The 15435-nt window shown below is 39.8% G+C and carries 9 protein-coding genes and 1 pseudogene; 3 read left to right on the forward strand and 7 right to left on the reverse strand.

Translation table 11 applies throughout. From position 1 onward, the window contains the following. Positions 1-50: 50 nt before the first annotated feature. From AACS98_RS07085 to AACS98_RS07100, 4 genes and pseudogenes are all read right to left on the reverse strand, one after another. Entirely contained in the window at positions 51-5303 is a 5253-nt protein-coding gene (locus tag AACS98_RS07085) for an nSTAND1 domain-containing NTPase (protein WP_066377691.1), read from the reverse strand. Positions 5304-5591: 288 nt separating this feature from the next. Then, a complete protein-coding gene (locus tag AACS98_RS07090) occupies positions 5592-5933 on the reverse strand; it encodes a hypothetical protein (RefSeq protein ID WP_066377692.1) in 342 nt (113 codons plus the stop codon). 685 nt (positions 5934-6618) lie between these two features. Continuing rightward, positions 6619-10173: pseudogene (locus AACS98_RS07095) on the reverse strand (nSTAND1 domain-containing NTPase); the annotation flags it as partial. Between the two features lie 518 nt (positions 10174-10691). After that, the gene (locus tag AACS98_RS07100; RefSeq protein WP_066377695.1) at positions 10692-11012 is read right to left on the reverse strand and encodes a DMT family transporter; all 321 of its coding nucleotides are present in this window, start codon (positions 11010-11012) and stop codon (positions 10692-10694) included. 443 nt (positions 11013-11455) lie between these two features. On the opposite strand from AACS98_RS07100, the gene AACS98_RS07105 reads away from it, so the two are divergent. After that, positions 11456-11905, forward strand: a complete 450-nt coding sequence (locus AACS98_RS07105; RefSeq protein WP_066377697.1) for an Hsp20/alpha crystallin family protein — start codon at positions 11456-11458, stop codon at positions 11903-11905. Positions 11906-11952: 47 nt separating this feature from the next. Here AACS98_RS07105 and AACS98_RS07110 read toward each other — a convergent pair whose 3' ends face one another. Next, a complete protein-coding gene (locus tag AACS98_RS07110) occupies positions 11953-12798 on the reverse strand; it encodes a uroporphyrinogen-III synthase (protein WP_066377699.1) in 846 nt (281 codons plus the stop codon). A 105-nt stretch (positions 12799-12903) separates the two neighbouring features. Between AACS98_RS07110 and AACS98_RS07115 the strand changes: the two genes are divergently transcribed. Both AACS98_RS07115 and AACS98_RS07120 read left to right on the forward strand, forming a co-directional pair. Further along, positions 12904-13578 (forward strand): HAD family hydrolase, encoded by a 675-nt coding sequence (locus AACS98_RS07115; protein ID WP_066377790.1) that lies wholly within the window; start codon positions 12904-12906, stop codon positions 13576-13578. Positions 13579-14150: 572 nt separating this feature from the next. After that, a complete protein-coding gene (locus AACS98_RS07120; protein WP_066377702.1) occupies positions 14151-14519 on the forward strand; it encodes a Crp/Fnr family transcriptional regulator in 369 nt (122 codons plus the stop codon). Positions 14520-14704: 185 nt separating this feature from the next. Here AACS98_RS07120 and AACS98_RS07125 read toward each other — a convergent pair whose 3' ends face one another. Both AACS98_RS07125 and AACS98_RS07130 read right to left on the reverse strand, forming a co-directional pair. Further along, on the reverse strand, positions 14705-15040 hold the full coding sequence (locus AACS98_RS07125; RefSeq protein WP_066377704.1) for a XisI protein: 336 nt from the start codon (positions 15038-15040) through the stop codon (positions 14705-14707). Continuing rightward, the gene (locus tag AACS98_RS07130; RefSeq protein ID WP_255362872.1) at positions 15028-15381 is read right to left on the reverse strand and encodes an element excision factor XisH family protein; all 354 of its coding nucleotides are present in this window, start codon (positions 15379-15381) and stop codon (positions 15028-15030) included. Before AACS98_RS07130 ends, AACS98_RS07125 begins: the two co-directional genes overlap by 13 nt. Between the last annotated feature and the right edge of the window lie 54 nt (positions 15382-15435).

The raw sequence follows: 15435 nt of genomic DNA on the forward strand, positions 1-15435 counted from the left end.
GAGCTTGTCGAAGTATGCCCATCCTACATTTTATATTTAATTGCAACCAGCTACTTACATAGCAAGCGATCGCTTGGACTAATATTTGGATTATACTGAAGATAATTGGCTATATTTAAACATCCTTGCTGCATTAAATTATCTAAATCTAGATTCCACAATTTCACACCAGCATCTTCACCACCACTGAGCAAAGCTTTACCATCAGGACTAAAACTAATACTGTTAATTTTGCCTTGATGTCCCCACAAAGTTTTTAGTAATGTCCCATTTGTAATATTCCATAACTTGATAGTATTATCGGCACTGCCAGAAGCTAAAATTTGACTATCTGTAGTGAAACTAAGGCTAGTTACACCGTCTGTATGTCCGGTGAGGTTTTGTAGTAGCTTACCGTCTGTGACTTGCCAAAGTTTGATAGAATTATCCCAACTAGCAGAGGCTAATATTTTACCATCAGGACTGAATTTTACGGCGGCGATCGCTAAACCATGTCCTAATAAATTATGGACTAGCTTACCGTCTTGCACTTGCCAAATTTTCACGCTATTATCAGCACTACTAGCAGCTAATAATTTACCGTCAGGACTATAATTAACACTTGTCACTTCATCTCTATAGCCTGTAATGGTTTTTAATAGTTTACCATTATTCAACTGCCAGATTTTCACAGTCTTATCAGCACTACCAGCAGCAAGAGTTTGATTATCTGGACTAAAACTAATGCTGGTAATTCTGTCATTGTGTCCGCTTAAGGTTGTAATGAGCTTGCGAGTTTGACTATTCCAAATTTTAATCGTTTTATCTGCGCTAGCTGTTGCTAAAGTTTTACCATCAGGACTGAAACTAACTGCGTTAATTATATCTTGATGTGCTGTCAAACTAACCAATGGTACAGCCTGAAAAACTTTATCTCTCTGCCATATTTTCACCTTACCATCCCAACCAGCAGCAGCAAAGGTATTATTGGCAGGATGAAAACTCACAGAATTAGTATTATCTGATTGTAATTTATTGTTTAAATTTAATTGCCAAAGTCTAATAGTTTTATCACTACTAGCAGAAGCAATGATTTTACCGTCAGGATGAAAAGCTACATCTCTAACTTGTTCACCGTGTCCGTTAATAGTTGTAATTATTTTACCATCTAACCGCCAAATTTTAATTGAGTTGTCAGCACTGGCAGAAGCTAAAAGCTGACTGTTGGGACTAAAGTTAATACTGTTAACTTGGTCATTATGTCCTACTAAACTTTGTAAAAATTTGCCGTTATTGTGCCAAAGTTTGATAGTTTTATCATCACTAGCAGCAATAATTTTGCCGTTAGGACTAAACTTAATCTTAGTAATACGTCCTTGTCCAGTTAGAGTTTTAATTAAGTTACCATTGGCTATCTGCCAAAGTTTGATAAAATTATCTTCACCACCAGAGGCGATAGTTTTACCATCAGGGCTGAAGCTAACAGTATTTACCCAGCCATTATGAGCGTTCCAACTATTGATTAGTTTGCCATCGATTCGCCATAATTTTACAGTTTTATCAAAGCTGGATGAGACAATTAGTTGACTATTAGGACTAAAGCGGATATCTGTAATTATATCTGTATGTCCGGTCAATGTGTGAATTAACTGCCAGGAAGTTTTGAGAGCATAAATTTTAATAGTATTATCGGCAATAGCGGCGGCTAAATATTCACCATCTGGACTAAAAGCAATGGCTGTAATTCTGTGATGATTTCCGGTGATGGTTTGAATTAAGCGACCATCTGTAGACCAAATTTTGATAGTTTGGTCATCACTGGCAGAGGCGATAATTTTACCGTTGGGATGAAAAGTTACAGCATTGACTTGTTGCGTGTTACCTTCAAGGCGATTAATTTCTTGAGTTTGAGAAATAGCTTGTTGAAAAGTTGCCGCCGTGGCTATTTGGATAGGTTTTGCTGGTGAAAAAACTTGTTTAATTTCGCGTCCAGCTTTGACACTAGCAATTACACTTTCTAATTGTTGATGAGATAAGAGAAAAGCCTCGGAGGAAGCATTTAAGGCTGAGATTTCGCGTAATTGAGCCGCCCGTTTTTGGAAATAGGCTAAACCACCGAAACCACTAGCAGCTATTCCTAAAACACTGATGATAGCTACAGCCGTTTGTGCTTGTCGTAGTCGCTTTTTTTGGGCTAATTGTTGTTGTTGTCTAGCGTCTAAACAAGCAGCGATAAATTTCTGCACATCCGCCGATAATTCATCTGTGTATTGAATATAAATTTCTTCAGCTTCAGCGAGACGGATACCTTGCAATAAAAAATCTGACTGTTGATGATTTTGTTTCCAGAGAGTTGCAGCTTGTTCAATTTGACGCTGCGATCGCAGTCTACTCCGATTTTCCTCCAACCACCAGCGCAAAGTTGACCAATGGCGAATCAGGATTTCATGGGCGACTTCGATGGTTACAGGGGGAGTGAGGGGAGATGAGGGGGATAGGGGAGTAAGGGAGGAGGGGAGATTTTCACCCAAGCATTCGTTAATTTTGAATTTTGTAGCTTGCTTCGACCTAGGAGTATTTTGAATTTTGAATTGATTTGTCCCCATTCCCTCATCTTCTAAATTTACGACTATCAACTTCGCCGCAGTTAACGCTGAAAGGGTTCTGTTGACTAATTCATCAGGATATTTCTTCACCACTAACTCAGATTTTAATACCCGTCTTCGCGTGTCTTCTGTTCCTTCACCTAACTGCGTTAGTGAGAGAAAAATCCATCTAGCGCATTCTTGCGCCTGTGAATCTAAATTTTCGTAAACTTCCTGGGCTTTGCGTTCTAATGCGCCTTTAATACCACCAATTTGCTGCTGATACGCTGTCAAGGTTAACTCCCCAGCTTGGCGATATTCCCATAACTGTTGTAGGACAAATTCCAACAGGGGTAAATCTCCCGCCGAGTGGTTTAATTCTTGTAGTAAAATTTCTACCAGTCCGGGTTCAACTTTTAACCCGACTTGTTCGGCTGGGTTGACGATAACACGACGGTAGTCGTCATCACTTAAATGTGGTGGGACTAATATACTAGATTGTTGTAATAAATTCGCTAGTGTGGGGACTTCCAAACAAGGGGCGATAAAGTCTGCACGTACAGTCACCACTAACTTAAATTTATCAGATGCGTAGGCGATCGCACCCAAAACTAATTCTAAAAATCTCTGTCTATCCTCAAGCGGTGCAAGGGTAAATAATTCTTCAAATTGGTCTACTACTAACACTATCATCGGTTCTGGACGACTACGCAACCAGTAGACAAAACCTTCTACTCCTTGGTAAAGCATTCCTTCAAGGAGGAGGGGACTAGGGACTGGGGACTGGGGACTGGGGGGAGATGGGGGAAAAGTTTCTACCTTGTCTACCTTGTCCCCCTTGTCTACCTTGTCCCCTCCCCTCAACTCTCCCAACCGTCGCGCTAAAGCTTCTAACGGGTGTGCGCCTGGGCGTATGCTTTTAATTAACCAGGTATCACTACCGGGTAATTGTTTTCCTTGGCGTAGTTGCGCGATTAATCCTGCTTGTACTACTGAAGATTTACCACTACCAGACGCACCGACTACGGCTAAAAATGATTTGTGTGCAATGAGAGCAATTAATTGTTGCGTTAAAGATTCTCTACCATAGAAATATTGCGCGTCTTTTTCGCTAAAGGCTTTTAACCCACGATAAGGACAAATTTTTAAATCTAAAGCGGCTAATTTTTTCTGGTTGTTTGTACCAGTTGTAGCGGGAATAATTTCAATTACGCCTTGTGTACCTGATAGCCAAATTTGTAGGGTTAAAGATGGGGTGATTTGTGTCTGTGCGGCTAGATGAATTTGTAATTGGGTTATCCAAGCTGCTACTGATAAACCTGTAGAAACAGAAGCATTTTTTAAGGTTTCAATGAGTGCTTGAGTAAATAATTCTGGGTTATATTTGGGACTAATTGCAGTAATGATACATTGTCCGGTTTCTGAATTTAATTGTAAGTCTTCTATCCAGTCTTGCAATGCTACGTTATCACTGGCGACTGGACAATCTAAAATAATAATTTGTTGTGTCACCGGAGAACGGCGTAACTGTTGTCGGAGCCAAGAACGACTTAACCAAATATTATCTAATAAGACTAAGGCTGCTTCTCCGGTGGGGGTTTCTTCTAGTCGTCCTCGTAAATATAATAAAACGGTGATAGGTTCGTCAGTTTGTTGTCGCTGTGGTTGGTTGGTGGAACGGAGACATTCTTTAATGCTGTCACGGATATCTTGGGCGGTGGTGTTAGTTCCACGGGGTAAATATTCTAAGTCAAATGCTCCAGCACTAGCTAATATTTTACTGAAATCTAATGCTGTTTGTGCGCCGATAATGCCTTCTATGACTAGAGCTTGCCTGGGTGGTAATGATTGAGCGATCGCAGGTAATTTACCAATAATTAATTCCCCAATCCCCTCCACTATCCGCTTTGGTGTTTGTAGCGGATATTCACTATAAAGCTCGTTGTCTCCTTTCCCCCGTTTCTGTTGGTTAATTAACCTTAATTGTTGGTTAGTCTTATCTATATATTGTAGGGTTTTATGATAAACATAGCGATATAAACCATCAGCAGAAATCACACCTTGAGCATCCGCCGCATCCCCACGCAAGCCCCGCATTAAATAATATGTAAAGACCCCATGACCTAGTTCGGGAAACTCCCATGATTGTTGATTAGTGTCACAAGAAAGCAAAGCATAAAAACCTTGACTTTTCGCTGCACGTTGCTGTAAGATTGATACTAATTGCTGTGTGGGATTTAGACCACGTAATGTCATACCTCCACTATGACAGGCATCTAACCAAACTATCTGATTTTGGACACCGCTATTACTTAAATATTCTAATAATTCCTTAACAGCTAAACCTGTATTTTCTAAGTCATCTTTTTGTGTATCCGCCAAACATAAAAATGCTTGCTGCGTGTTTGGTTGCAGCATTCCATGACCGGAAAAATAAAATAAAATTGTATCGGTAGGTTGGGCTGATTTTGTGATATGCTGTAAGCTATGTTGAATATTAGCTAACAGTGGTAATTCTGCTGCTAAATCATGATAAATGTTGATGTCTTTTTGGGAAAATTGCTCTTTAGTGGCATCTTTTAAAGCTGCTGCTAATGCTTGACAGTCTACGGCGGAATAACGCAGACATGGCAGTTGTGCATCTTGGTATTGGTTAACTCCCACCAATAGTAACCACAGTTTCGGGGTGACAGTGGTTTTAGTTTGTTTTGAGTTACTGGTAGCAACAGCACGGGGCATTTTCGTGAGAGAATAGAGAATGGAAGGGAGCAGGGGAGAATTTTCTCAATAATTCTTTAATTTTGAATTTTGCGAAAAGTTCTGTAGGCGGGTTTCCCGCCGTAGGAAACTTTTCAAGACGAATTTTGAATTGATTTGTCCCCAGTCCCTATTTTCTATTAGATACCGTGGCAAGTTTTTATGCAGGGATAAAAAATTAAACGCAGATAAACGCAGATATAGCTTGCTTCTCTTACGAGACGCTACCGCGAACCCGCAGGGTACGCAGATGAATATGTATCCCTAAGTTTAAATGTTGAGGCGACCTGTGGTCAATAATTGATATCCGCCGATAAAACAAGCCATTGACAGGCAAAATTGCCAAAGACTTGTAGGACTAAGAATAGCACGGCTACTGAGAAAAATTAGCAAAATTCCTATTCCCAATGCTACCCAACCTACAGATTTATCTTGACGGGGTAGCACAAATAACATTAAAATTCCAGAGGTGAGACAGAGTATGGAAGCATCAGCAGCTATTCCACGCCACCAATAAGGGTAGACGTTGGTAGTAAAGTAAATATTTTGACCAAGGAAGTAAACTCCGGCTAGCAGTAATGCTAAACCTATCAATTTGAATAAAAATCTCATTATGTGGATGGTGATGAAGTTCTTAGCTGAGAATGTGCAAAGGAAGGGATGAGGGAACACTAAAAATAAATTATCCCAATTTGGTTGTCGGTAGGTTGTGTCAGTTAGATGAAACCTGACAATACCAATAAATTCTTTGTAGAAATACGCCCTAAAGATTGGTTATTTTTGCAGGATGATTATTTAGGACATTGTGGTAAACTTCTTTCAGCGTAGTAGCAATCAAAATAAATGAGAGCGTCCCTAGTAGAGTTGAAGTATCTAGTTACTCTGTATGGGCTACTTTTGGGGTTGGCATTACGTAACCAAATTTTTAAATAGTAATTCTTGTTATCATCAGTAGACCATAATTCGTAACGGTAATCTCCTCCTATTCCCTGGCTGGTTAAGTAGTCAGCTAAGGCTATATTTGATATCCCCAGAATGCTAAATGCAGTCACAACAGGAATTACAGCTAGTTTTAGGATTTGGCTGATTTTCATAAATGCACAAAAAACTCACTTTATCTAGATTTCTACATAAATGTATGTGCTTAAAACCGTAATAATATGGAACATTGTGTAATGATATTGTAAAGACAGCAGTTTGTACAGTCATTGACTAACGACTAACGACTAATGACTGCCAGAATTTTGAATTTTGAATTTTGAATTTTGAATTCGGAGCGGAGCGACGTGACTAATAACTAATCCCCAAAACATAATTGATAATCTTCTGTGGTGATATTGGGGTTAGTTGTGAGATAATCGGCTAGGCGATCGCACGCTTGATTGAGTAGTTGATCTAAGTTAGGGGTTTGTAGTTCTATTCCTTCTAAGTTCCACAGTTTGACTGTACTATCCTGCCCCCCAGACACCAATAGCTTACCGTTGGGACTAAAGCTAACACTCTTGACACCGCCTTGATGACCTGGTAATGTTTTTAATAAAGTTCCATTGGCAACATTCCACAGTTTAATTCTGCCGTCATCACTAGCCGAGGCCAAAGTTTTACCATCCGGTGAGAAACTGACGTTAAATACTAAATCATTATGCCCTTCTAGGGTGTTGAGTAATTCACCGTCTAAATTCCAAAGTTTTATGGTTTCATCCTGACTAGCTGAGGCAATGGTTTGTCCATCAGGAGAAATATTCACACTCCAAACACTGGCACTGTGACCTTGTAAGGTATTTAATAGCTTACCGTTTAAGTTCCAAATTTTAATAGTTTTATCAGCACTAGCAGAAATAATTCTCTTACCGTCTGGGGTAAATTTGATATCTGTCACCCAACCATTATGTCCTGAAAGAGTATGCAGGAAACTACCTTGTACAGTCCAAAGTTTGATGGTTTTGTCTGCGCTACCAACGGCGATGAGTTGATTATCTGGGCTGAAACTCATGCTTGTTACCCAATGGCTATGATTTTGCATGGTGTGCAGTAATGTACCATTGCGATCGCGAATTTGAATCCTTTGATCTGCACCTGCTAATGCTACTCTATTACCATCAGCACTCAAGCTGATACTGGCAACATCAGGAATAGGAGCAGTCAAAGTTTTAGTTAATTTTCCGTCTAAAGTCCAAAGCTTGATGGTATAATCAGCACTTAAAGAGGCGATGCTATTACCATCATTGATAAAGCTCACCCGATTAACGCTACTTTTATCACCATCAAAAGTTTTGGGTACTGTTCTTTCCACATTCCACAGTCTCACGGTATTATCATGACTAGCGGCAGCGAGAATCTTACCATCCGGGCTAAAACTGAGACTGTTGACTTCATGCTTATGCCCTAGGAATGTTTCCAGTAAATTACCATCCCTTGACCAGATTTTAATAGTTTTATCCGCACTGGCAGTAGCAATCATCTGTGCATCGGGGGAAAAAATCACTCGCCAGACATCTTCATTATGTCCTTCCAAAGTTCTGAGTAAAGTACCGTCACGAGTCCAGAGTTTCACTGTATGATCGGCACTAGCAGAAGCTATGGTTTTACCATCCTGGCTAAAAGTGACACTCCACACCTCCTGAGTATGGGCGGGGATAGTTGTGAGCAGACGACCGTCTAAACTCCATAATTTAATCGTACCATCATCGCTGGCAGAGGCGATAGTATCACCTTCTGGGGAGAAGCTGACAGAATTCACACCCCCCTGATGGCCGTTGAGTGTGAGAATTAGCTGTCCGTCACGAGTCCAAAGTTTGATCGTATTGTCAGCACTGCCAGAGACGATAATTCGACTATCTGGGGAGAAGCTGACACTATTAACTGCACGAGTATGACCCTTGAGAGTGGTAAGTAATTGACCGCTACGATTCCAGAGTTTAATGGTATTGTCAGCACTACCAGAGGCTAACATTTTCCCATCTGGGGAAAACATCACACTATTGACTCCATCGGTGTGATTTGTTAACATGGACATTAGATTGCCATTTCTGTGCCAAATTTTAATAGTATTGTCAGCACTGCCAGCCGCTAATATCTCACCATCCGGCGAAAAACTGACGCTAGTTACCCAAGAATTATGTAGAAAGCGGTTACGTTCCTGGGTACTGTAAACAGCTTGTTGGAGGATAGTTGCCGTTTGATGACGGACATCGGCGGGTAGTCCGAAGTTGATTCTTTGCACTTCTCTGCCAGCTTGCACACCAGCTAACAATGCTTCTAACTGCTGATGGGAAAGAAGGTAATTTCTGGAAAGGGAATTGACAGCTTGAATTTCTTGTAACTGGGCTGTTTGGGTTTTCTGGTAAGCAAACACTGCTAAACCAAAAGCTGTCAATCCTAGGGTGCTGATAATAGCTATAGCCCTTTGCGCTCGTCTGAGGCGGTTTTGTTCTTTGAGTTGTTGCCGTCGTCTTTCTTGTAAACTTGCCGCAATGTAGTTCTGTGCATCCAAAGACAACTCATCAGTATAATTGAGATAAATTTCTTCGGCTTCTGCTAGGCGTACACCTTGGAGGAGAAATTCAGCTTGGCGGTGATGTTGCTGCCATAAATTAGCAGCTTGTTCAATTTGACGCTGCGATCGCAGTTTACTACGATTTTCCTCTAACCAGCAGCGTAGTGTTGACCAATGGCGAATTAAAATTTCATGGGCTACTTCTACAGTGACGCAGGGAATAGGAGATGAGGAAGTGGGGGGAGAATTGCTAGCTTGTCTTCCTGGTTTTTCTAGTTCCCCTATCGTTTCATCTTCTACATTGACTACTACCAACTTAGCGGCAATTAATATCTGCAATGTTCTTTCCACCAAAGCCGCCGGGTATTTTTTCACAACTAACTCTGATTTCAATACCCGTCGTTTAGTATCTTCTGTACCTTCACCCAACTGTGTCAGGGTTAAAAAAATCCACCGGGCGCATTCTTGCGCTTCTGGTTCTAAACTATCATAGACTGCTTGGGCTGTCTTTTCTAACGCGCCTTTGATTCCGCCCAAATATTGCTGATATGCTTGTAAAGTGATGACTCCATGCTCACGGTACTCCCATAATTGTTGTAGAACAAATTCCAACAATGGTAAATACCCAGGTGAGTAGTCTAACTCCTGCAATAATGCCTCTAGCAAGTCTGACTCGACTGTTAACCCGACTTGTTTGGCAGGTTGCAGAATAATGCGACGATATTCTTCTTGACTTAAACCAGGCGGTAAAAAGATACTCGACTGCTGTAAAAGCTGGGCTAAGGTTGGTACTTCTAAACAAGGTGCAATAAAATCAGCCCGTAAAGTGATGATGAGTTTTAACTTTTCGGGTATCTGTGCCAGTGTTGTCAAGACAATTTCCAGAAATCTTTGTCTATCTTCACTCGCTGCCTGGGTAAATAATTCTTCAAACTGATCTATTACTAAAACTACCATTGGTTCAGGACGCTGCTTCACCCAATCAGCCCATTCTTCCCCACCTTGGTGAAATATATGCGGCAATTGCATTTGCTGATAGGGTTTTTCTTCCTCAGCTGCGCTATCAACCAAGCAACGACATAAAGCCGCTAGAGGATTTGCACCAGGGCGAAAGCCGTTTATCCACCAGTCTTGAGTGCCGAGTAATTGTTTCCCCTGCCGCAGTTGCGCCATGACACCAGCCTGCACTAAGGAAGATTTGCCACTGCAAGAAGCCCCCACCACAGCGATAAATGACTTTTTCCCTAATTCAGCGATTATCTGCTGGGTGAAGGTTTCTCTACCATAGAAATACTGAGAATCTTCTTCCCTAAAAGCTTGTAAACCGCGATAAGGACAAATATTTAAATCAATAGATTTTACCAACTTCATTCTAGAAATTTAACAACAAGTTAAGACACTGTTATATTTTATAGGCTGATTAATTTTGACAAATCTGAGTATAAATATTGGCGGGATTTCTGTAAGATAATTGTTCGGGTTTAACTGCGAGATACTTGTGAACATCTCTATGGGTAGTTGATTTTCAACTATAGCACTTTGTCAGCGCATCAAAAAAAAACGCCAAACTGGCTACACAGACAAAATTCACTCTGCTAGAGTATTGCCAGTAAAGTGATTGCACTCCTGATTGCATAAGGTCTAAGCTCCTTCTGCTCACAAAAAAGCAGGCTAAATTAGTTTAGTCTGCTGCCATTATAGTTGATAGTAGCGATCGCGATACACTCTCCTGTCTTCAAACGCAATGTTAGACTGATCACATTTGTTGATTTCCTCTGCTATATACCTCGTTCATGTACATAATGAATGAGGTTTTTTTCTCAGATGCTTTTCCAAATGGTTATTACTAGGATTAGACAACAGCAGTCGTAGCTTTATTTACTTGAATTTATGCCAATTACACCCGTGATAATTAACACAATCGAAATAAATTTGACCAAGTTCATAGACTCACGAAACCAAATAATCCCTATACTAGCAATTAAAGCAGTTCCTAAACCTGACCAAATAGAATATGCAACACCAACATCAAGTTTTTCTAAGGCGAGGGTAGAGAAGGTAAAACCAACCCCATAAAATACAAATATCAAAATGGAAGGAATAAGATTATTAAATCCTGCTGATAATTTCATACAGGTTGTGCCTAGAACTTCAAAAATAATTGCTCCCAGCAGGTAAACCCAATTGATTAACATATTTTTCGGTAAATTTTAACAATCATCCAGAGTTATTCATTGCCTCTGCTCTATCTCAATCCTATGAGTAATTACTTGAGTAATTCTGCTATGTAGATAACAACTAATGGATTTAGTCATTAGTCATTAGTCATTAGTCATTAGTCATTTATTCTTCCTCATCCTCCTCATCTCCCTCATCCTCCTCATCTCCCTCATCTCCCTCATCCCCCTCATCTCCCTCATCTTCCCATTTCCCAAAGATTCTTTAATTTTGAATTGATTTGTCACCATCAGAACGGTTTACCGTACCTTAAATACGGTTTTTACACGTTCGGAAATCATCATTTATCAGGTGATAAAAACCGAATTTGCACCACCTACATTTATGAATAAGATAAAAACAAATCAAAAGTTTAAAGCATTAATTGATTCTCAAAACAAACCATATAGGAGGTAGTGATATGACACTGGTACGTTGGAATCCTTGGCAAGAGTTGAACACAATACAACGCCAACTAAATCGGATTTTTGAAGAAGATATGTTACCTACCACAATCTTTGATAGAACTTTAGTGAAAGTTCCGGCGGCTGAATTACATGAAACAGATGATGCTGTGCATCTAAAGTTAGAAATCCCTGGGATGGAAGCTAAAGATATAGATTTACAAGTCACTGATAAGGCTGTTTACGTGAGGGGTGAACGTAAATCTGAAACTAAGACGGAAGATAAAGGTACTATCAAGAGTGAATTCCACTATGGTAAATTCCAACGTGTGATTCCTTTACCTGTTCGCATTCAAAATACCAATGTCAAGGCAGAATATAAAGATGGTATCTTAAATTTAATTTTGCCGAAAGCTGAGGAAGAAAAAAATAAAGTTGTTAAAATTAATCTAGATTCTGTTGGTTAATTAAAAGATACCCGACTTATAAAAAAAGTCGGGTGTTTTTTTCTAAATCATTCAGGATGGTGATAAAATTGGGCGATCGCTTGCACAAATCCCTCAAATGAACTAAAGTCTGTAGATACAATATCTACATTTATCCCCATGTTTTTGGCGTTAGCTGCTGTGTAAGGGCCAAAACAAGCTATGATACATTTTTCTAACTCGCTTTTTGAGTTAAGCATTGTTAAGAAACTGGTGATTTCGGCTGTACTACTAAAGGCAATAACATCAATCAAGCCTTGAGAAATTAAGCTTAATTCCAATGGGTAAATATTTTTATCTAAACATTGAGTTATATATGTAGAAATCCGGGTGACTTGCATTCCTAATTTTTGTAAATCCGCTATTAAGTTAGGAACTACATTTGGTTCAGGTATACCAATAACTTCTGGCGCAGGGACTAAAACTTTTTTGCCAGCAATTCCAGGTATTTGACATAGTTCGTTGACAATTCCCTTCGGACTAGATTCCTTGGGGATCAAATCAACTTTGTCACAGAAAGATAATAATATATCTGCATCTTTACCCAATGCACATAGTTGGCAATTTTGCAATTGAGATAAACATATATTTAGTTCATACATTCGCTCAAAAAAAGCGATGATGCCATTTCTACTGGTAAAAGTAATCCAGTCAAATTGACTGATAGTTTTGAGAGCCGCATCTAAATATGTATAATTAGATAAATTGCAAGTTTCGATAGTGGGCATGAGTATAGGCAGTCCACCTTGAGAAATGATTTGTGCAGATAACCGAGATGCGTAATTTCTAGGGGCTGTCACTAGGATTCTTTTGTTATATAAAGGTAATAGGCAAGATGCAGTTAACAAGTTAGTTTTTCTAAATTGGGAGTGCATAATTAAGTCCAAATTTGCTGATGATTAAATGCGAGAGGTTGGATAACCAATAAACGGCATAATTACATAATTAGGTGTTGTTAAGGTGTAACCAGAGGTGTGGGTGTGCTAGCAAATATCCGAGCCGCAATTTTTGATATGGATGGGTTGCTGTTTGATACAGAAAGCATTGCGCGCTGGGCTTGGAAACAAGCTTTAGCCAGTCATGGCTATATTATGAGTGATGATTTTTATTACGAGTTTGTCGGGCGTGATTTATCTTGGCGGGAAAAAATTCTCAAACAAAGATACGGTAATCATTTTCCTTTTGAGTCGGTGACAGCACAACGGATCGAAATAGGCGATCGCCGGGAGTTGCAAGAAGGTTTACCATTAAAAGCAGGTGTATTAGATTTATTGCGTCAGTTAAAGCATTTGGGGATAGTCATCGCCTTAGCCACAGGCACATCACGCAGTCGCACCATTCGCCGTTTAACCAACGCCGGAATTCTGCATTACTTTACAACCATTGTCACCAGTGAAGATGTTGCTGAAGGTAAACCCGCACCAGATATCTATTTAGAAGCCAGTCGCAGAATTAATGTTGCACCTGTGCAGTGTGTGGTGTTTGAAGACTCTTGTGTAGGGATAGAAGCCGCCTTTAGTGCTGGGATGTACCCAATTATGGTTCCCGACATCGAACAACCATCACCAGACATCAAGTGTTTAGCTTATCAAGTGTTGGACTCTTTAACCCAAGCTAGTGAGTTATTAGAACAGAGTTTAGGCGTTAGAAGTTAGGCATTGGCTATAAAATCAAGTCAAAAGTTTCAAAACCTTGTAGAGACGTTGCATGCAACGTCTCTACAGTGCAGTTGCATGCAACGTCTCTATACTGTAGTCTAACTAGCCGAAAACTGATGTCATCATCTGATTTGAAGCGAACAGGATATGATATCACGTCCGGCTAATTACTTATGAAAAGTTGTCGATGCTAATCTTTTCTTGTTCCCTGTTCCCTGTTCCCTGTTCCCTGTTCCCTGTTCCCTAGCACAACAGATATGATAACTATTCAAACGGACATGATATGACTAGCCGCAGAACATGAAGCGTAAATTAACCCAGATATTTTGCAGAAGTTACCCCAACCTTGCGGTCGGGGCTACTTTTGCTACACCCCTTGCACAATATAAATAATACCAGTGTGAATCACTAAATGGTTGCCAATTTGGCACAAAGTTGTGTTTCGGAAAGTGATTAATGATATTTTGCATAGTGAATCTTACTTTCCAGTCAGTAGTATACTTGACTCGGCTTTGAGATGAGCAATCTTGAAGCTGCGTTGACATTTAGGAATTTTGCAGGTGGAATTTATGTTAAGTCCTGTAATAACGATTGGTATATTTCAGAAACAATCTGACCATAAAGTATTTTCAGCCGGTGAAGTCATCTTTACAGAAGGACAGCCTGGTGAATATATGTATGGTATTGTAGAGGGAACAGTAGATATATCAGTCAATGGTAAAGTTGTAGAAACTATTGAGGCTGGTGAAGTATTTGGTGCTGGTGTATTGGTAGGCGTACAAAACAGGACTTATACTGCGATCGCCCACTCTGATTGTAAATTGGCTTACTTAAATGAAAAGCGGTTTCTGTTTGCTGTCCAAGAAACGCCAATGTTTGCTCTAATGGTGATTAAGAATTATTCAGAACGCTTGACTCGTTTGCAGCATTTACTGTAAGAGGATGTTGGAACAGTATTGTTATTCATAGCCAATGCTGGGAAACCTCACCCCCCTCACCCCCCTTCCCCACATTCGCGCAGCGTGCCGCAAGGCAGGGAATGGGGGGATATGTATAGATGTTTCATAACAATGGGATGAGTTTGTAGGAATGTTTTTAGTTTAGCAAGGAAGAACGCAAAGTTTTAAGCAACTGCAAATTCTGTATATTGTCTGATGTCGGCTGGTTGGAAGGCTAAAACAATTTGATTTTTAGGAATACCAGCGTTAACAAGTTCGTTTGCTATACCGTATTCTGTTCCGTCTCTTTGAATCCAGATTTTATCGTTGATAATGTCAATATGGACTAAGCAACCATGCACCCGTTGATTATTTTCCCATCCTAATGTTAGTAATAGGTAATGGTTGGCGTTTTGGTCTATTATTAGTTGTCTTTCTAGTTCTCCGTAAGCGTAGGGTAGTTGGGAATATTCGGTTAATATTTTTTGAATAATTTGGCGATAATTATCTAAGGTATCCATTGCAGTATCACCTCTCGTTTTGAATCGAATACAAGTAAACAAAGGCGTTGATTTTCTAATAATATTTTACCAATTGGTTCTTGAAATAGTTCGGAGTAGGTTTCTTGACGAATAGCGAGATATAAGCGACGGTCAGGTTCTAAGCGACTGAGGATGTCATAATATAGGATATATTGCCCTAAAGCGTTTTCTAAGTCGGTGACTGGAGAAGCACCTATAAAGCTTTTAATTTCAATGGCTATTTTTTGCCCGCTTTTTTCGGCGGCTATGAGTTTTTCTGCACCTAAGTCTATATATAAATCTCTTGTACCCCATTGTATAATAAATGGATCTTTGGTGATTTGCTAATTATCTTTTTCTAGGGAATTTCTCACGGAATTATGGTAAATATCTCT

This window comes from Anabaena sp. CA = ATCC 33047, from assembly GCF_963870205.1.
Classification (GTDB): domain Bacteria; phylum Cyanobacteriota; class Cyanobacteriia; order Cyanobacteriales; family Nostocaceae; genus Trichormus.